Annotated in this window: 18 protein-coding genes; 13 read left to right on the top strand and 5 right to left on the bottom strand. The window is 71.4% G+C overall.

Annotated features, from left to right (window positions below; all coding sequences use genetic code 11):
• Nucleotides 1-29: 29 nt before the first annotated feature.
• The 3 genes from ACQP2T_RS16970 to ACQP2T_RS16960 all read right to left on the bottom strand — a co-directional run bounded on the left by ACQP2T_RS16970 (nt 30) and on the right by ACQP2T_RS16960 (nt 2285).
• Nucleotides 30-389: a VOC family protein gene (locus ACQP2T_RS16970; RefSeq protein WP_433517090.1), complete on the bottom strand. Its 360-nt coding sequence runs from the start codon at nt 387-389 to the stop codon at nt 30-32.
• 77 nt (nt 390-466) lie between these two features.
• Nucleotides 467-1195 carry a helix-turn-helix transcriptional regulator gene (locus tag ACQP2T_RS16965; protein ID WP_433517089.1) on the bottom strand — a complete coding sequence of 243 codons (729 nt, stop codon included), beginning with the start codon at nt 1193-1195 and terminating at the stop codon, nt 467-469.
• A 70-nt stretch (nt 1196-1265) separates the two neighbouring features.
• Entirely contained in the window at nt 1266-2285 is a 1020-nt protein-coding gene (locus tag ACQP2T_RS16960) for a PHP domain-containing protein (protein WP_433517088.1), read from the bottom strand.
• Nucleotides 2286-2377: 92 nt separating this feature from the next.
• Between ACQP2T_RS16960 and ACQP2T_RS16955 the strand changes: the two genes are divergently transcribed.
• From ACQP2T_RS16955 to ACQP2T_RS16915, 9 genes are all read left to right on the top strand, one after another.
• Entirely contained in the window at nt 2378-2791 is a 414-nt protein-coding gene (locus tag ACQP2T_RS16955; protein ID WP_433517087.1) for a hypothetical protein, read from the top strand.
• A gap of 2 nt (nt 2792-2793) precedes the next feature.
• On the top strand, nt 2794-3942 hold the full coding sequence (locus ACQP2T_RS16950) for a glutathionylspermidine synthase family protein (protein WP_433517086.1): 1149 nt from the start codon (nt 2794-2796) through the stop codon (nt 3940-3942).
• The gene (locus ACQP2T_RS16945; protein WP_225289003.1) at nt 3939-4370 is read left to right on the top strand and encodes a DUF350 domain-containing protein; all 432 of its coding nucleotides are present in this window, start codon (nt 3939-3941) and stop codon (nt 4368-4370) included. Before ACQP2T_RS16950 ends, ACQP2T_RS16945 begins: the two co-directional genes overlap by 4 nt.
• A gap of 118 nt (nt 4371-4488) precedes the next feature.
• Nucleotides 4489-5613, top strand: coding sequence for a PucR family transcriptional regulator (locus tag ACQP2T_RS16940; protein ID WP_357941468.1), 1125 nt, complete (start codon nt 4489-4491; stop codon nt 5611-5613).
• Between the two features lie 103 nt (nt 5614-5716).
• A complete protein-coding gene (locus ACQP2T_RS16935; protein ID WP_433517085.1) occupies nt 5717-6613 on the top strand; it encodes an ACP S-malonyltransferase in 897 nt (298 codons plus the stop codon).
• Nucleotides 6610-7566: a beta-ketoacyl-ACP synthase III gene (locus ACQP2T_RS16930; protein WP_433517084.1), complete on the top strand. Its 957-nt coding sequence runs from the start codon at nt 6610-6612 to the stop codon at nt 7564-7566. The genes ACQP2T_RS16935 and ACQP2T_RS16930 overlap by 4 nt, the downstream gene beginning before the upstream one ends.
• Nucleotides 7567-7654: 88 nt before the next feature.
• On the top strand, nt 7655-7894 hold the full coding sequence (locus tag ACQP2T_RS16925) for an acyl carrier protein (RefSeq protein WP_357648573.1): 240 nt from the start codon (nt 7655-7657) through the stop codon (nt 7892-7894).
• A gap of 36 nt (nt 7895-7930) precedes the next feature.
• Nucleotides 7931-9163, top strand: coding sequence for a beta-ketoacyl-ACP synthase II (fabF, locus tag ACQP2T_RS16920; protein ID WP_357940357.1), 1233 nt, complete (start codon nt 7931-7933; stop codon nt 9161-9163).
• Nucleotides 9164-10588 (top strand): carboxyl transferase domain-containing protein, encoded by a 1425-nt coding sequence (locus tag ACQP2T_RS16915; protein WP_433517083.1) that lies wholly within the window; start codon nt 9164-9166, stop codon nt 10586-10588.
• An 85-nt stretch (nt 10589-10673) separates the two neighbouring features.
• On the opposite strand, the gene ACQP2T_RS16910 is transcribed toward ACQP2T_RS16915, so the two are convergent.
• Entirely contained in the window at nt 10674-11168 is a 495-nt protein-coding gene (locus tag ACQP2T_RS16910) for a DUF3145 domain-containing protein (protein WP_357940353.1), read from the bottom strand.
• A gap of 175 nt (nt 11169-11343) precedes the next feature.
• Between ACQP2T_RS16910 and ACQP2T_RS16905 the strand changes: the two genes are divergently transcribed.
• From ACQP2T_RS16905 to ACQP2T_RS16890, 4 genes are all read left to right on the top strand, one after another.
• On the top strand, nt 11344-12357 hold the full coding sequence (locus ACQP2T_RS16905) for a S8 family peptidase (protein ID WP_433517082.1): 1014 nt from the start codon (nt 11344-11346) through the stop codon (nt 12355-12357).
• Nucleotides 12358-12431: 74 nt separating this feature from the next.
• Nucleotides 12432-12968: an RNA polymerase sigma factor gene (locus tag ACQP2T_RS16900; RefSeq protein ID WP_363995365.1), complete on the top strand. Its 537-nt coding sequence runs from the start codon at nt 12432-12434 to the stop codon at nt 12966-12968.
• The gene (locus ACQP2T_RS16895) at nt 12965-13411 is read left to right on the top strand and encodes a hypothetical protein (RefSeq protein WP_433517081.1); all 447 of its coding nucleotides are present in this window, start codon (nt 12965-12967) and stop codon (nt 13409-13411) included. The genes ACQP2T_RS16900 and ACQP2T_RS16895 overlap by 4 nt, the downstream gene beginning before the upstream one ends.
• Nucleotides 13412-13482: 71 nt before the next feature.
• The gene (locus tag ACQP2T_RS16890; protein ID WP_433517080.1) at nt 13483-16269 is read left to right on the top strand and encodes a CHAT domain-containing protein; all 2787 of its coding nucleotides are present in this window, start codon (nt 13483-13485) and stop codon (nt 16267-16269) included.
• On the opposite strand, the gene ACQP2T_RS16885 is transcribed toward ACQP2T_RS16890, so the two are convergent.
• Nucleotides 16209-17021 carry a sulfurtransferase gene (locus tag ACQP2T_RS16885; RefSeq protein ID WP_433517079.1) on the bottom strand — a complete coding sequence of 271 codons (813 nt, stop codon included), beginning with the start codon at nt 17019-17021 and terminating at the stop codon, nt 16209-16211. The genes ACQP2T_RS16890 and ACQP2T_RS16885 overlap by 61 nt on opposite strands.
• Nucleotides 17022-17024 lie beyond the last annotated feature (3 nt).

Below are 17024 nucleotides of genomic sequence, written 5' to 3'. Positions count from 1 at the left end.
GTGCCTTCCCGGGTGCACGCCCGGTCAGGTCACCTGCGGTGGAAGACCCCGAAGAGGTTGCCCGAACCATCCTGGAGATAGGCGAAGTCGGTGCCCGCGCCGTCGTCGATGACCTTCGTGACGACCTTGCCGCCGAGCGACTCGGTCTCGCGGCACTTCTGCTCCACGTCGGCCACCTCCACATGGAAGATCGCGTGGGCGGGGAACTCGCCCTTGGTGTTGTAGAGGCCGCCTCCGGGCTGCTCACGGCCCGGATAGCCGATCGTCCGGTAGTCGACCGGGCCGGCGGGGGAAGCCCCGAACGTCCAGCCGAACAGCCCGCCATAGAACCGCTGGGCACCTTCGGGGTCATCGGTCGCGACCTCGAACCAGGTAACCGTGTTGTCCATCGTTGTCTCCCTAGTTTCTCGAACAAGACAACGATCTAACGGGAGAGCGACAACCTTATGTCGGTGTTTTCGAATCATTAATCGAGCACCGCGCCGTGTACGAACATGTCCGGGATATCGGTGGAAAACCTCTCCAGCGGCCGGTCGGGGCAGCGCTCGGCGATCACCGAGGCCGAGGCGATCCGGTCGAGGCGGAAGACTCGTACGTCATCGCGCAGCCGGCACCACGCCACGAGATACCAGAAACCACCGCGACCGCCCAGGAACACACCGGGCTCGACGTCGCGCGAGGTCAGCGCCCCCTTGGCGTCGGCGTAGTCGATCCTTAGCACGCGCCGGCGCTGCAGGGCCTCCTCGATCGCCCGGGAGATGCCCTCGCCACCCAGCGGCTGGATCTCGGCGCCCGGCTCGGAGGCAGGGGCGACCATCCGCACCCGGCGCGCCAGCTCCCTGGCCAGCTCGCCCTCCCGTCCCGGCATGGCCGCGACCACCTTGCGCAGCGCGCTGCGCGCCTGCCTGCCGAACGGCTGGTCACCCGCCCGGCTCAGCGCCACGGCGATGGCGACCGCCTCGGCGGGGGTGAAGTTGAGCGGGGGTAACGACATCTTCTTGTCGATCGCGTAGCCGCCCTTGCGCCCCGGATTGGCGTAGATCGGCACCCCTGACTCCTGCAGCGCGATGATGTCGCGCTCGATCGTGCGGGCACTGACCTCGAACCGCTTGGCCAGCTCGCGGGCCGAACGGCAGCGTGGCGAGATCGCGCGCAGGTCCTCGACGAGCGCGTAGAGCCGGTCGGTACGGTTCACACTCGTGACGTTACGCCGCGCCACCGACAATCGCGGGTCGCAAACCCCTTACCAGGCAGACGATCCCAGTTCAAGCGTGACGCGCCAGCAGATCGGCGAGCGGCCAGGTGTTGACGATCCGCGCCGCCTCGATGCCGCACCGGGCCGCGCGCTCGCAGCCATGCCGCTGCCAGTCGAGCTGGCCGGGCGCGTGCGCGTCGGAGTCGATCGCGAAGTCGCAGCCCATCTCGTAGGCCAGCCGCAGCAGCCGTTTCGGCGGGTCGAGCCGGTCGGGCCGCGAGTTGATCTCGACCGCGACCCCGAACCGGCGGCACGCCTCGAAGACCAGCTCGGCGTCGAAGTCCGACTCCGGCCGCACCCGGCCCCGCCGGCCGCCCGCCTGCACGACCCGCCCCGTGCAGTGGCCGAGCACGTCGACGTGCGGGTTGGAGATCGCCGTCACCATTCTGCGCGTCATCTCGTGGCCGCTCATCCGCAGCTTGGAGTGCACGCTGGCCACCACCACGTCGAGCCGTTCCAGCAGCTCGGGCTCCTGGTCCAGGGTGCCGTCCACGTTGATGTCGACCTCGACACCGGTCAGGATCCTGAACGGCGCGAACCGCTCGTTGAGCCGTTCGACCTGGTCGAGCTGCCTCTTGAGCCGGTCGGCGGACAGCCCGTTGGCCACGGTCAGGCGGGGCGAGTGGTCGGTCAGCGCCCAGTACGCGTGGCCGAGCGCCTCGGCCGCCTCGGCCATCTCCTCGATCGGCGAGCCGCCGTCGGACCAGTCCGAGTGGCTGTGCAGGTCGCCCTTGAGCGCCGCCCTGAGCCCGGCGGCCTCGTCGTCGAGGTCGGCGCCCTCGGTGGCGCGCATCCTGCGCAGGTACGTGGGCACGTCGCCGTCCAGCGCCTCGGTGATCGCCAACGCGGTGACCTTGCCGATGCCCGGCAGATCGGTCAGGCCGCCGACCCGCGCCAGCCGTACCAGCTCGTCGGGGGGCAGGTCGGTGACGACGGCGGCGGCGTTGCGGAAGGCCCGCACGCGGTAGGTGGGCTCGCCGGCCCGTTCGAGCAGGTAGGCGATCTCGCGCAGCGCCTCGACGGGTGTCATGTGCTGATACGTACCCAAGCCGATGCCGAGGGGCCATTGAAGCCTTACGACGTGCGCCTATAGGCTGTTCGGCCAACGAAAGCAGGAGCTTGATGGGTTACTCGCCGCCCGCGCCGCCTCCGATGCCGGAGGCCCCCAAGCGGTCGAAGGCGTCGAAGGTGGTCACGCTGTCCGTCCTCGGCATCGTGTCCGTTCTCTTGGTGGGCTACTGCTCGGCCCAGAACGACGACGACGTGACGGCCGACTGCGTCGACATGAACAACCAGCTGAGCGACGGCTCGTACGAGGTGGTCGACGAGTCCCTCTGCGACGATGACGACGACGGCACCTCCCACTTCTACGGCGGCTCACGCGGCGCCTACCACTGGTACTACGGCGGCACCAGGATCGGCACCCGCGTCCGCTCCGGCACCAGCTACCGGCCCTCCGACGTGAACATCTCCAGCCGCAAGGGCCGCGACATCCAGCGCGGCGGCTTCGGCAGCCACTGGAGCGGCGGCGGCTGACGGTGCGGCGCGAACACGGCACTCCCCGGGACGGCTGGGAGAAGACGATCGAGAGCCATGGGCTGGCCTACCACCGGGCAGCCCATCCGGAAGGGCTCACCCGGCCCTACTGGGACGAGTCCATCCACTATGTCTTCTCCATGGAGGAGGTGGAGGGGCTGGAGGAGCAGGTCGAGGAGCTCCACGAGATGTGCTTGCACGCCGTCGAGCACGTGGTCTCGACGGGCCGCTACGCCGACTTCGCCATCCCCGACTGGGCGCACGAAGACGTGGCGCGCTCCTGGGAACGGCGCGACTCGCACCTGTACGCCCGCTTCGACCTGCGCTACGACGGCACGGGCCCGGCCAAACTGCTGGAGTACAACGCCGACACGCCCACCTCGCTGGTCGAGTCGTCGGTGGCGCAGTGGTTCTGGCTCAAGGACGTCCACCCCGTGGACGACCAGTGGAACTCCATCCACGAGCGGCTCGTGGACCGCTGGCGGGAGCTGACCCTGCCCGCTGGGCCCGTCCACTTCGCCTGGACGAACATGGACGAGACCGGCGAGGAGGCGATGACCCTGGCCTACCTCCAGGAGACCGCCGAGCAGGCCGGGCTGGGCACGGTCGCCGTCGCCATGGAGGACATCGGCTGGGACGCGCTCAACCGCCGCTTCGTCGACGTCGAGGAGCGGATGATCCGCTCGGCGTTCAAGCTCTACCCGTGGGAGTGGATGCTGGCCGATCCGTTCGGGCGGCACGCCGTGCGGCACGCGACCTGGATCGAGCCGCTGTGGAAGACGCTGCTGTCGAACAAGGCGCTGCTGGCCGTCCTCTGGGAGCTCTATCCGGGCCACCCCAACCTGCTGCCCGCCTACCTCGACGGCCCCCGTGACCTCGACTCCTACATCGCCAAGCCGCTCCTGGGCCGGGAGGGCGCGTCGATGCGCGTCGTCACGCCGGACGGCACCCAGGAGACGCCCGGCTCCTACGGCCAGGAGGGCTACGTCTACCAGGAGTTCGACGCCCTGCCCGACTTCGAAGGCGAGCGGCCGGTGCTCGGCGCCTGGGTGATCGCCGACGAGGCCGCCGGAATGGGTATCAGGGAGACTACTGGCCTGATCACCGACGACACCTCTTCCTTCGTTCCTCACCGAATCGAGCACCCATGACCCTGCTGGAAACCCTCGCCCGCGGCGCGGGCGCCATCGCCGCCTACGCCGCCGTGGGCGTCGTGCTGCTGATCGTCGGCTTCTACGTGATCGACCTCGCCACGCCGGGCAAGCTGAGCTCGGTCATCCGCACCGAGCGCAACCCCAACGCCACGCTGCTGGCCACTTCGGCGCTGGCCGCGGTGGGCCTGATCGTCGCGGCCTCCATCTGGTCCTCGGGCGGCCGGCTCACCGAGGGCCTGGCGGGCACGGTGGTCTTCGGGCTGGTCGGCATCGTGGTGCAGACCGTCGCCATGCTCGTCTTCGACAAGCTGGTCGGCATCTCGGTACGCGACCTGGTCAAGGAGCCCGAGCTGCAACCGGGCGCCCGCCTGCTCGCCGTCACCCACGTCGCCATCGGGCTCATCACCGCCGTCGCGGTCATCTGACCCGGCCCCGCTGTCACCCTGGCCGTGCTCGCGTCGCGGTCATCTGACTCCACCTGGCACTCTAGGAGGCGTGACAGATCGGACCCGGGAGGACACCACGCGCAGGCTGGAGCGGGCCATGGGCTCGCTCGGCACTGCGGCCATGGCGCGCATGGACGATCAGCTGCCGTGGTTCCGCGCCCTCAGCGCCGAGGACCGCTCCTGGGTAGGACTCGTGGCGCAGGCCGGCATCGCCGCGTTCGTGGAGTGGTTCCAGCACGCGGGCGAGAACCGGCCCACGCCCAGCATCGAGTTCTTCGGCACCGCGCCGCGCGAGCTGAAGCGGTCGATCTCCCTGCAGCAGACCGTCGACATCGTCAGGGTCGTCGTGGAGGTGGTCGAGGCGCAGACCGACGAGCTGGCCGCGCCGGGCGGCGAGGACCAGCTGGAGCAGGCCATGCTCCGCTACACCCGCGACGTGGCCTTCGCCGCCGCCCACGTCTACGCCCGCGAAGCGGAGGCCAGGGGCTCGTGGGACGCCCGGCTGGAGGCGCTGATCGTCGACGCGCTGGTGCGCGGCGAGGTCGACGACGGGCTGCACTCCTGGGCCGCCGCGCTCGGCTGGACCTCCTCCCCCGTCGTCGTGATCGCCGGCCGCGCCCCTGAGGGTGACCCGCGCGCGGTGATCGACGGGCTGCGCGAGAAGGGCCGCCGCATCGGCATGGACCTGCTCGCCGGCGTGCAGGCCGACCGGCTGATCGTGATCGTGGGCGGCGCCGACAGCGTGGACGCCGCCGCCAAGCAGGTCGTGGCCCGCTTCGGGGAGGGGTCGATCGTCATCGGCCCGGAGGTGCCCGACCTGCACGCCGCCGCCAGATCGGCCAAGGCGGCGCTGGCCGGGCTGAAGGCTTCCTCCGGCTGGCCCGACGCGCCCCGCCCGGTGCACGCCGACGACCTGCTCGCCGAACGGGCGCTCGACGGCGACGACGACGCCAGGGAGCAGCTCATCGAGAGCGTCTACCTCCCGCTGGCCGGCACCCCGCTGCTCGATACGCTGGCGACATACCTGGAGCAGGGCACCTCGCTGGAGGCCACCGCCCGGCTGCTGTTCGTCCACCCCAACACCGTGCGCTACCGGCTCAAGAAGATCACCGAGCTGACCGGCTACCAGCCGACCGAGGGCAGGTCGGCCTTCACCTTGCAGGTGGGGCTGATTCTCGGCAGGCTTTCGGAGAGCGCTGTTACCTGGCGCGCCCTAACGTAATAACCCCGAAACCCCCACTGTAGGGTTCCTACAAAACCCCTGGGACGAAGTTCGTACGGATCCTTATCCGCGTGTCGAACCTCTACAGGGCAGTGTGGATTTCGTGCTTGTACTCGTCGCCCCGGGCCAAGGTGCCCAGACTCCAGGCTTCCTGACACCCTGGCTCGAACTCCCCGGCTTCGCGGATCGGCTGTCCGCGTGGTCCGAGGTCGTGGGCCTCGATCTGATCACCTATGGGACCAAGGCCGACGCCGACGAGATCCGCGACACCGCGGTAGCCCAGCCGCTGCTCGTAGCCGCCGCGATGGCCTCCGCCGAGGTGCTCGGCGTGGCGCCCGACCTGCTGGCCGGCCACAGTGTCGGCGAGTTCGCCACGGCGGCGCTGGCCGGCGTGCTGACTCCCGAGCAGGCGCTGTCGCTGGTGCGCGAGCGCGCCCAGGCCATGGCCAAGGCCGCCGCCGTCACCGAGACCGGCATGACCGCGGTGCTCGGCGGCGTGGAGGAAGAGGTGCTGGCCGCCATCGACAAGCACGGCCTGACCCCCGCCAACGTCAACGGCGCCGGCCAGATCGTCGCGGGCGGCACGCTGGAGCAGCTGGCCGCCTTCAAGGAGGACGGGCCGGCCCGCGCCAGGCAGATCGCGCTCTCCGTCGCGGGCGCCTTCCACACCGTGCACATGGCCCCGGCCGTCGACCACCTGCGCGTCGCCGCCGAGGGCATCGCCCCCGCCGACCCGCGGGTCAAGCTGCTGTCCAACGCCGACGGCGAGGTCGTCACCGACGGCGCCGTGCTGATGCGGCGCCTGATCGACCAGGTCAGCAGCCCCGTCCGCTGGGACCGCTGCATGGCCACGATGGCCGACCTGGGCGTCACCGCGATGATCGAGCTGCTGCCGGGCGGCACGCTGACCGGCCTGGCCAAGCGCGCGCTGCGGGGCGTACGAACCGTGGCGCTGAAGACCCCCGACGATCTCGACGCGGCCAGGGAGCTGACCAAGTGAGGATTCCCGACATCGCCCCGGGCGCCAAGGTGCTGGCCCTCGGCCACTACCAGCCGTCCAACGTCGTCACCAACGACGACCTGGCCAAGACCATGGACACCAACGACGAGTGGATCCAGTCACGGGTCGGCATCAAGGAACGCCGGGTGGCCGGCCCCGAGGAGTCCGTCGAGGACATGGCCGTGCAGGCCGGAGGCAAGGCGCTGGCCGCCAGCGGCCTGTCGGCCGGTGACATCGACCTGGTCATCGTCGCCACCTGCACGCTGGAGAGTCAGATCCCCAACGCCGCGGCCGTCGTGGCCCACCGCCTGGGCATCAAGTCGCCCGGCGCGTTCGACGTGAACGCCGCCTGCGCCGGCTTCTGCTTCGCGCTCGGCGTCGCCAGCTCGGCGATCCGCGCCGGCTCGGCCAGGCACGTGCTGGTCATCGGCGCCGAGAAGCTGTCCCAGTGGATCGACTGGACCGACAGGTCCACCGCCGTGATCTTCGCCGACGGCGCGGGCGCCGCGGTGGTGGGCCCCTCCGACACGCCCGGCATCGGGCCGGTCGTGTGGGGCAGCTCGGGCGACAAGTCCGACGCGATCATCGTCAACGACCGCAACGACTCCCTCCACCAGGAGGGTCAGACCGTGTTCCGCTGGGCCACCACCGCGCTGCACCCGGTGGCCAAGGAGGCCTGCGAGCGCGCCGGGGTCGACCCCTCGGAGCTGGCGGCCTTCGTACCTCACCAGGCCAACCTGCGCATCATCGAGGCGATCGCCCGTAAGATCGGCGCCGACCAGGCCGTCATCGGGCGCGACATCGTGACCGCCGGCAACACCTCCGCCGCGTCCATCCCGCTCGCGCTCTCGCGCATGCTGGAGCGCGGTGAGGTGCGCTCGGGTCAGCTCGCGCTCATCCTCGGCTTCGGCGCCGGCCTGACCTATGCGGGTCAGGTCATCGAGATTCCGTAGGATCCGGTACGGCTCATGCCGTATCAATCAGTGCTTGTACGGCCTGAGCCGTACAGAACCAGAAAACACCAAAAGGAGAAATAGCGACATGGCTGCCACCGAGCAGGAGATCCTCGAGGGCCTCGGCAAGATCATCAACGAGATCACCGGCATCCCGGTGAGCGACGTCACTCCCGAGAAGAACTTCGTGGACGACCTCGACATCGACTCCCTGTCCATGGTCGAGATCGCCGTGGCCGCCCAGGACGAGTTCGGCGTCGAGATCCCCGACGACCAGCTCAAGAACCTGAAGACGGTCAAGGACGTCCTTACCTTCATCCAGAACTGATCTCACCCCCAAACTGATCGACAAGGAGCGCGAAACGTGAGTGCAAACCGGGTACGTGTCGTGGTCACCGGGCTCGGCGCGACGACGCCCGTCGGTGGAGACGTCACCTCGACCTGGTCGGCGCTCCTCGCCGGTCAGTCGGGCGTCGAGACCATCAACGCGGACTGGATCGACACCGTCCCCGTGAAGTTCGCGGGGACGGCCGCGGTCGATCCGACCGAGGTGCTGCCCAGGCCCGAGGCCCGTCGCCTCGACCGCAGCGAGCAGCTGGCCATGGTCGCCGCTCGCGAGGCCTGGCAGGACGCGGGCGCGCCCGAGGTGGCGCCCGAGCGGCTCGGCGTCGTGGTGTCCTCCGGCATCGGCGGCATCACCACCACGCTGTCCGCCTACGACACCTACAAGGAGCGGGGCTGGAACCGGCTCTCGCCCTTCACCGTGCCGATGCTGATGCCCAACGGCCCGGCCGCCTGGATCGGCCTCGATCGCGGCGCCCAGGCCGGCGTGCATGCGACCGTGTCGGCGTGCGCGTCCGGCGCGGAGGCCATCGGCTACGCGATGGACATGATCAGGTCCGGCCGCGCCGACGTGGTGATCGCGGGCGGCACCGAGGCGGCGATCCACGGCCTCAACGTGGCCGCCTTCGCCGCCGCGCGCGCCATGTCCACCCGCAACGACGACCCCGCGGGCGCCTCGCGGCCGTGGGACCGCGATCGTGACGGGTTCGTGCTCGGCGAGGGCGCGGGCATCATCGTGCTCGAGTCCGAGGAGTACGCCCGTGCGCGCGGCGCACGGATCTACGCCTACGCCTCGGGCGTCGGCTACTCCGCCGACTCCCACCACATCACCCAGCCCGAGCCGGAGGGCCGGGGCATCAGCATGGCGATGACCCAGGCGCTCACCGACGCGGGCATCACCGGCCAGGACGTCAAGCACGTCAACGCGCACGCCACCTCAACCCCGGCGGGCGACGTCATCGAGGTGCAGGCGGTGGCCAAGGCCATCGGCACGCACCCGCTGGTCACCTCGACCAAGTCCATGACCGGCCATCTGCTGGGCGGCGCGGGCGGCATCGAGTCGGTCTTCACGATCAAGGCGCTCCAGGAGCGCATCGTGCCGGCCACCATCAACCTGGACAACCTCGACGACGGCATCGAGGTGGACCTCGTCTACGGCGAGAACCGCCCGCTGCCGCAAGGCGACATCGCCGCGGTCAACAACTCGTTCGGGTTCGGCGGTCACAACGTGGCAGTCGTGTTCAAGGGGGCGTAGATGACGGTGCTCGACAATCGGGTGGTGCCGCAGGACTCCGATCAAGAGCCCGCCGATCCCCGCGATCCGGTCGTCAGGCTGACCGCGCTGCTCGACGAGGGCACGCTGCGGTTAATCACTCCTGAAGACAAGAGCGGCGTACTCGCCGCCATGGGCCGCGTCGAAGGTGTGCCCGTCGTCGCTTTCTGCAGTGACGCCCGCTTCCAGGGCGGCGCGATGGGCGGCGAGGGCTGCGAGCACATCGTGCACGCCTACGACGTGGCCGTCCGTGAACGGGTGCCGGTCATCGGGATCTGGCACTCCGGCGGTGCGCGACTCGCCGAAGGCGTCGAGTCGCTGCACTCCGTCGGCCGGGTCTTCGCCGCGATGACCAAGGCCTCGGGCGTGGTGCCGCAGATCTCCGTGGTCGTCGGGCCCGCCGCCGGTGGCGCCGCCTACGGACCGGCGCTGACCGACCTGGTGATCCTGGCCGACTCCGGCCGCATCTTCGTCACCGGCCCCGACGTGGTCCGCAGCGTCACCGGCGAGGACGTCACCAGCGCCGCGCTGGGCGGCCCCGAGCCGCACAGCAAGCGCAGCGGCGTCGTGCACGTCGTCACCAAGTCCGAGACCGACGCGCTGCTGCGCGCGCGGCAGCTGGCCGTGCTCCTCGGCCACCAGGGACGGGTGCGCACGACGGGCATCGACGAGGTCGACTTCTCCACGCTGCTGCCGGAGTCGGCGCGGCGGGCATACGACGTCAAGCCGCTGGTCAACGGCCTGCTCGACGAGCCGGGCATCGAGCTGCACCCCAAGTGGGCACCGAACATCGTCACGTCACTGGGCCGCCTCGGTGGCCGGACGGTCGGCGTGATCGCCAACAACCCGATGCGGCTGGGCGGCTGCCTCGACGCCACGTCCGCCGAGAAAGCTGCCCGCTTCGTTCGTATGTGTGACGCTTTCGGCGTCCCATTGGTTGTCCTGGTCGACGTGCCCGGTTATCTCCCTGGTGTCGGACAGGAGCACGACGGCGTGGTCCGCCGCGGCGCCAAGCTGCTGCACGCCTTCGCCGAGGCGTCGGTGCCGCGCGTCACGCTGGTCACGCGCAAGGCGTACGGCGGCGCGTACATCGCCATGAACTCCCGCGCGCTGGGGGCCACCAAGGTGTTCGCCTGGCCGACGACCGAGGTCGCGGTCATGGGCGCGGTCGCGGCGGTGCGCATCCTGAAGCGGCGCGAGCTCGCCGCGGCTCCCGAAGAGGAGCGGGCCGAGCTGGAGCAGCGGCTGGCCGAGGAGCACGAGAAGCTGGCCGGCGGACTTGAGCGGGCGCGGCAGCTGGGCGTGATCGACGAGGTCATCAAGCCGGAGGAGACCCGGGGGGCGATCGCCAAGGTCCTCGCCCAGGCCACCCCGGCCAGGGGCGCCCACGGGAACATCCCGCTGTAGCCGCCCCCACGGTCGCACACAAAGGGGCCCCGCACCTCCTGGGTGCGGGGCCCCTTTGTGTGCTTCAGGCGGCCTCGTGCGGGTCTCAGACGGCGGCGTGCAGCCAGCGGACGGGCGCGCCGTCGCCGGCGTACCTGAACGGCTCCAGCTCCTCGTCCCACGGCCGGCCGAGCAGCTTGTCCAGCTCGTCCTCCAGCACCGCGCGCCCCTGGGCGGCCATCATCATCGCGGTGCGGAGCCGGTCCTCGGGGATCATGATGTCGCCCGCGGCCCCGACGACCGCGCTGAAGGCGCCGAGCGTCGGCGTATAGGCATGCCGGGACCCGTCGACCCCTGGTGAGGCGTCCTCGGTGATCTCGAAGCGGATCCGCTGCCAGCCCATGAGGGAGGAGGTGATGGCCGCCGCGATGCCCGGACGACCCTCCCACTCCGCCTGCGCCCGCACGACATTGGGCGCGGCGGGTTGCGGCGTCCACGTCAGGTCCACGGGTACGCCAAGAACACCCGCGACCGCCCATTCGATATGAGGGCACAGCGCGGGCTGAGCTGAGTGGACGTAGAGCACGCCACAAGCAGACACCGGACCTCCCGATTCGGTACGAGGTGCGCCTTCCCCAACGGCCTCGCCCCGGGATGATCACAAGTGACTAGGGAGAGACTACCGTCGGTCGCTACCGGGCACCAGAGGGGGGCCATACCAACTTGGTGCCGCAGTGGCGTGTGACACACGGGTGAGCGCGGAAAGATACCCGCTCATGGACATCCAATCTGTCGGCGAGTCGCTCATCCGGCCAGGTCAGATACTGACCGACCGGGGCGCGCTGTCCGCCGCGGCTCGCTGGACCCAGGCCGTCGCCGACGCCGACGGCGTCTGCGTGATCCACCTGTCACCTGGCGTCGACCCCATCGAGATCACGATGGATCTGCGGGAGCGCGGCTTCAGAGCCTCCCCCAACCATCTGCTCACGGGGCAGCCGCTGTTCTGGGGCGGGCCGGCGTCCCGGCCGTTCCCCACCTCGGCCGTGCCGTACAAACCGGGCCGAGCGCGCTCGGACGTCGTCGTGGGCCTGCTCGACACCGGGATCGCCCCGCACCCGTGGTGGGCCGACAGCGATTGGTACAAAGAGCAGCCCAGAGACGACGCCGAGACGCTCGAAGGCGCCCAGGCGGGCCACGGGACCTTCCTCGCCGGGCTGCTGCTGCGGCAGGCGCCGGGCGTGTCGCTGCGGGCGTGGCGCGTGCTGGACGGGCAGGGTGTCGGCGACGAGGCGGGCGTGGTCCGCGCCCTCAACCGGCTGCGTGAGCGCCCGCCGCAGGTCCTGAACCTGTCCTTCGGCTGCCACACCTTCGACGACCGGCCGCCGCCTCTCCTGGCCGACGCGCTGCGGAGCCTGACCGACACCGTGGCGGTGGCCTGCGCGGGCAACACCGCCGGCGACCGGCCGTTCTGGCCGGCCGCGCTGTCGGAGGTCGTGGGCGTGGGCGCGGTCGACGCGACGCAGGAGCACCGGGCGCCGTTCTCGGCCTACGGCTCCTGGGTCGACGCGTGCGCCCGTGGCGAGTGGCTGGCCAGCAGTTTCCTGGAGCGCGACGACTTCTCCGGCTACGCCGTCTGGAGCGGCACCTCCTTCGCCACGGCCCTGGTCGCGGGCGCCATCGCGAGCGCCGCCAAGGACCTGCCCGTCAAGGAGGCGGCCGGGCGAGTCCTTGACCCTGAGACGACCCGGCAAATTCCCGATCTGGGAGTTCTCATCAGGTCGAGTCTGTAGAGTTTACGCTCAGTCCTCGGCCAATCACGAGGAGGCAGGGTGGCCTCCTCGTCCGTCACGGCGAAGGAGGCCGCATGCACGAGCCACGCGATCCTGCGGAGCTGCTCAAGGCTGCGGCCGAAGGCGACCACACGGCCTGGGACCAGCTCGAGTCCAGGTTCGGCTCGCGCATGTGGGCTGTCGCCCGCGCGTGCGGTCTGAACGAAGCCGACGCGGCGGACGCGGTCCAGGGTGCCTGGCTGCGTCTGCTCGAAAACCTCCACACCATCAGGGAACCATCAGGCGTCGGCGCGTGGCTGGCGACGACCACGCGTCGCGAGGCGCTTCTGATCATAAGGAAGGAACCACCCGGATTTCCCTCCTTCGACGTCGTACACGACCCTGATCCGGCGTCTGCCGTCCTGGAGGCCGACGGCAGGCACCTGCTTTGGAAGTCGGTCTCCGCCATGCACGAGCCTTGCCGTACCCTCCTCCAGCTGGTGGCGACGGATATGGGGAGCCAGCAGGTGGCGATGCGGCTCGGCATGCCCGTGGGCACCGTGGGTCCAACCAGGATCCGGTGCCTGGAAAAACTGCGCACCCTGCTCTCACTACAGGAGACGGTGCAATGATCAACGATGAGTATTTCCTGGCGGCTCTCCGGCTCGCCGCCGGGAGCGATCCGATCCCTGGGCATGTTTCCGCCGCCGCACGCGATGCCTTCGGACTCCGGGTCTCTCAGGCGGTGACCGCTCCGCCCGCCGACTGCGCCGCACCCCGTGGCGTACGAGGCGCCGACGGTCCCGGCATGATCCGCTTCGTCGCGGCCGGCCTCACCTTCGATCTGGAGGTGACGGTGGGCGACGGACTCATCGACGTCGCGGGACAAGTGTTCCCGCATCCCGGCGAGGGCAGCCACGTCGATGTGAGGACCCCGCATCTGACGCTCACCAGGCGTCTTGCGCGTTCGGGCCAGTTCGCGGTCACCGGCCTGCCTCCGGGCTGGCTCAGCGTGGTCTGCCACCGGCCCGGCTTCGCACCCGTCCAAACCAGGTGGGTGCGGATCCGCCCATGACCAGCCGGGAGCCAGGCACCGCGTCCCACCCCCTGGCTCCCAACCCCTCCCCCTACGAAGCTCAAGGCGCCATGATCGCAACGTCGGACGACCGTTCCGCCCCCAACAGCATCGGGCCGCTGGTGGTGGCGGCCGAGACGGCGGTGCTGCGTTCGGTGGTCGATCCGCAGCAGGCGCTGCACGCCGGGCGCACCGTCCTGGCCGCCGCCCGGGCGGCGGACTGTCCCGAAGCCGCAGTGGTGGCCCACAGAGCGATGGCCCTGGCCGCCCGCGAGCTCGGCGATCTCGAAGCCGCGGAAGACCACCTCCGGCTGGCCATCGGCACTCCCGGCGCCACGCGACAGCGTCTGGCCCAGGCCCGGCTGTCCTTGGTGACGGTACGCACCGAACGCGGCCATCCCCTGCAGGCGCTCCGGGTCGCCGCCCTGGCCTGGGCCTACCTCTCCCCGCTCGACCGGGCCAAGCTCGACACCCAGCGCGCCGTCGCGCTCGCCCACCTGGGCCGCTACCAGGAGGCCATCGCCTCGTGCGACCGCGCGCTCCAGGCGCTCGTGGCCGCGCCGGGCACCATCGACGACCGCCGCTTCCTGGCCGGCGGCCTGCTCAACCGAGGCCTCGTCCACGCCTACCGGAGCGACTGGGACGCCGCGACCCGCGACATCACCGCCTGCCTGGAGATCTCCCGTCACGCCAGGCTCGACCACCTGGCCCGCCTGGCCGCCGCCAACCTGCCCTTCCTCGCGGTCCGTCAGGGCGACATCACCGGAGCCTTCGCCCACTACCGGGCGGCCGAGAACACCCTGTTCGGCTTCCCCGAGCGGCTGGCCACGATGCGGGCCGACTTCGCCGGGGCCCTGCTGGCCGCGCACCTTCCCGGCGAGGCCAGGGCGCTGCTCAGCCTGGCCGTACCCGATCTGGAATCGTCCGCCGCGCTGGTGGCGCTGGCCGAGGCGCGGCTGAAGCTGGCCCAGGTGGAGCTGCTCACCGGCGACGCGCGCCGCGCGCTGGCCGTGGCCGAGCAGGCGGCTGTCGAGCTGGCCGAGCAGGACCGCCTCTCCTGGCTGCCGCTGGCCACGGAGGTGGTGCTGCGGGCCCGCCTCGCGCTGGAGGGCTCCTCCCCGGACCTGCTCGGCCAGCTGATCGCGTGCGCCGACGACCTCGAGAACGGTCCGGCCTTCCTGGCGGGCGCCGCCGCGCTGCGCCTGGTGGCGGCGGAGGCGGCGCTGGCGCTCGACGACCACCCGACGGCATCGGCGCAGCTGGCCCACCTCACGGTGTACGCCCAGCGCGTCGAGCGCTGGGTTCCCGCCGGGACCCGTCTCACGTCGCTGGCCTCGGAGTTGCAGGCCAAGCACCTTGAGCAGGTGTCACAGATCCCGGTGCTGGTGCGCCAGCACGCCCTCGCGCTGGAGGCGGCGCTGCAGGAGGACGTCGCCCAGGCGTTCCGCGCGGTCCACGACGGGCTGGCCGACATGGGCGGCAGCATGGACTCGCTCGATGATCCTTCGCTGCGGGCCCACGCGGCGCGGGCGGGTGAGCGGCTGGCGGCGTTCGGGCTGACGATGGCGGTGCGTGACGGGTGCGCCAGGGAGGTGTTCGACTGGGCCGAACGCTGGCGGGCGGTGGCCGCTCCGGCGCACGCCTGCGGGCTGGCCGATCCCGACGCCGTGCGGGCCGGGCTGGGCGGCGCGGCGCTGGTCGAGTTCGTCGTCGAAGGCTCCTCGCTGCTGGCCGTACTGATCACCGGCGAACGGCTCACGCTGCGGCGGCTGGGCGATGTGCGGCCGATTCGCGAGGCGCTCGTCCGCCTGCGCTACGCACTGCGCCGGGCCGCGCTCGGCGACGGCGGCGCCGCCGCCGCGGCCCGGGTCGAGCCGGCCGCGGCGGAGCTCGAACGCCTGCTGCTCCGGCCCCTGCACACCGAGCTCGGCGACCGGCCGCTGGTCCTGGTGCCCGCCGGCCCGCTGCACACGGTGCCGTGGGGGGCGCTGCCGAGTCTGCGTGATCGTCCGGTGTCCGTGGCCGCGAGCGCGTCCGCCTGGCTGGCGGCCGGGCGGCGCGCCACCGTACCCGCCGAACGGCCCGTGATGATCGCCGCGGCCGGGCCGGGGCTGGCGCACGCGCGCGCGGAGGTCGCACAGGTGCTCGCCTGTCATCCCGGGGGACGCGAGGTGCCCGCCCGCTCCGGGGCCGTGCTGGCGGCGCTGACCAGCGCCGACGTGCTGCATCTGGCGGCGCACGGGGTGTTCCACGCTCGTAGCCCGCTGCTGTCGGGCATCACGCTCTCCGACGGGCAGCTCATGGCGTACGACCTGCTCGGGCTGTCCCGCACGGCCGGGCTCGTGGTGCTGTCGGCGTGCGACTCGGGGATGGCGCACACGCCCACGGACGGCGCACCGCTCGGGCTGGCCGGAACGTTCCTGGCCAGGGGTACGTCGTGCGTCGTCGCGGGGATGGTGCCGGTGCGCGACGAGGAGGCGTTGGCGGTGATGTCCGCCTTCCACCGGCTCCTCGCCGACGGCCAGGCTCCCGCCTCGGCCCTGGCGTCGGCCTCGGCCAAGACGGGAGTGCTCGGCTTCGTGTGCTTCGGCGCGGGCAACCGGCGGTTCACCAGGGGCCGGGCGGGGGCTCAGCCGATGGCGACGGGAGCTCAGCCGGTGGCCATCGGCGTTCAGCCGATGGCCACCGGTGCTCAGCCGATGACAGCGGAGGCTCAGCCGGTGACGACCCCCGCTCAGCCGATGGCGGCGGAAGGTCAGCCGGTGGTGACGGAAGGTCAGCCGGTGGTGACGGAGGCTCAGCCGGTGGCGATCGGCCGGGTGGGGTCGGCGACCCACTCCGACCACGAGCCCACGTAGAGCGCCGCGGGCAGGCCCGCCACCTCCATGGCCAGCAGCTCGTGCGCGGCCGTGACGCCGGAGCCGCAGTAGGCTCCAGCCGGCACTCCCGCACCCACCCCGAGGGCGGCGAACCGCTCGCGCAGGTCGGCCGCGGGACGGAACCGGCCATCGGGGCCGATGTTCTCCGTGGTCGGCGCGCTGACGGCACCGGGCACGTGCCCGGCGACGGGGTCGATGGGCTCCACCTCGCCCCGATAACGCTCACCTGCCCGCGCGTCCAACAGCACTCCCGACGTCGCCAGCGCCCCGGCCTCGGCGGCGCTCAGCAGCGGCATCCCGCCCGGCCTGGCGACGAAGTCACCGGGCGCCACCTCGGGCGTCTCCTTGACGACCGGCAGGCCCGCGTCGGCCCAGGCGGACAGGCCGCCGTCCAGCACCCGGACGTCCGGGTGACCGAAATAACGCAGCGTCCACCAGGCCCGCGCGGCCGCCATCGCGCCCGTGTCGTCGTAGACCACCACCGGCCGGTCGCCGGACACCCCCAGCCGCCGCATCGCGCTCTCGAAGTCGTCCGGCTCCGGCAGCGGATGCCGCCCGGCCGCTCCGGCCGGCGCGGCGAGGTCGGCGTCGAGGGCGCAGAACACGGCGCCCGGCAGGTGCCCCTCGGCATACATCTCGATCCCCGGCGGGCCGCCGAGCCGCCACCGCACGTCGACCAGGGTCACGCCGTCCAGCGCGGCGAGCTCCTCGGGCGTGATCAACGGGCTCATCGG

It is taken from the genome of Nonomuraea sp. CA-143628 (assembly GCF_050942315.1).
In the GTDB taxonomy this organism is placed as follows: domain Bacteria; phylum Actinomycetota; class Actinomycetes; order Streptosporangiales; family Streptosporangiaceae; genus Nonomuraea.
Note: the sequence above shows the minus strand (reverse complement) of the source record. Positions and strands in the feature narration are given on the sequence as shown.

Coding starts and splice junctions, on each gene's coding strand:
- ACQP2T_RS16890 (WP_433517080.1), top strand. CDS start 13,483: ATGATCGCAACGTCGGACGACCGTTCCGCCCCCAACAGCATCGGGCCG.
- ACQP2T_RS16905 (WP_433517082.1), top strand. CDS start 11,344: ATGGACATCCAATCTGTCGGCGAGTCGCTCATCCGGCCAGGTCAGATA.
- ACQP2T_RS16960 (WP_433517088.1), bottom strand. CDS start 2,285: ATGACACCCGTCGAGGCGCTGCGCGAGATCGCCTACCTGCTCGAACGG.
- ACQP2T_RS16915 (WP_433517083.1), top strand. CDS start 9,164: ATGACGGTGCTCGACAATCGGGTGGTGCCGCAGGACTCCGATCAAGAG.
- ACQP2T_RS16970 (WP_433517090.1), bottom strand. CDS start 389: ATGGACAACACGGTTACCTGGTTCGAGGTCGCGACCGATGACCCCGAA.
- ACQP2T_RS16895 (WP_433517081.1), top strand. CDS start 12,965: ATGATCAACGATGAGTATTTCCTGGCGGCTCTCCGGCTCGCCGCCGGG.
- ACQP2T_RS16885 (WP_433517079.1), bottom strand. CDS start 17,021: ATGAGCCCGTTGATCACGCCCGAGGAGCTCGCCGCGCTGGACGGCGTG.
- ACQP2T_RS16900 (WP_363995365.1), top strand. CDS start 12,432: ATGCACGAGCCACGCGATCCTGCGGAGCTGCTCAAGGCTGCGGCCGAA.
- ACQP2T_RS16940 (WP_357941468.1), top strand. CDS start 4,489: ATGGGCTCGCTCGGCACTGCGGCCATGGCGCGCATGGACGATCAGCTG.
- ACQP2T_RS16955 (WP_433517087.1), top strand. CDS start 2,378: ATGGGTTACTCGCCGCCCGCGCCGCCTCCGATGCCGGAGGCCCCCAAG.
- ACQP2T_RS16925 (WP_357648573.1), top strand. CDS start 7,655: ATGGCTGCCACCGAGCAGGAGATCCTCGAGGGCCTCGGCAAGATCATC.
- ACQP2T_RS16945 (WP_225289003.1), top strand. CDS start 3,939: ATGACCCTGCTGGAAACCCTCGCCCGCGGCGCGGGCGCCATCGCCGCC.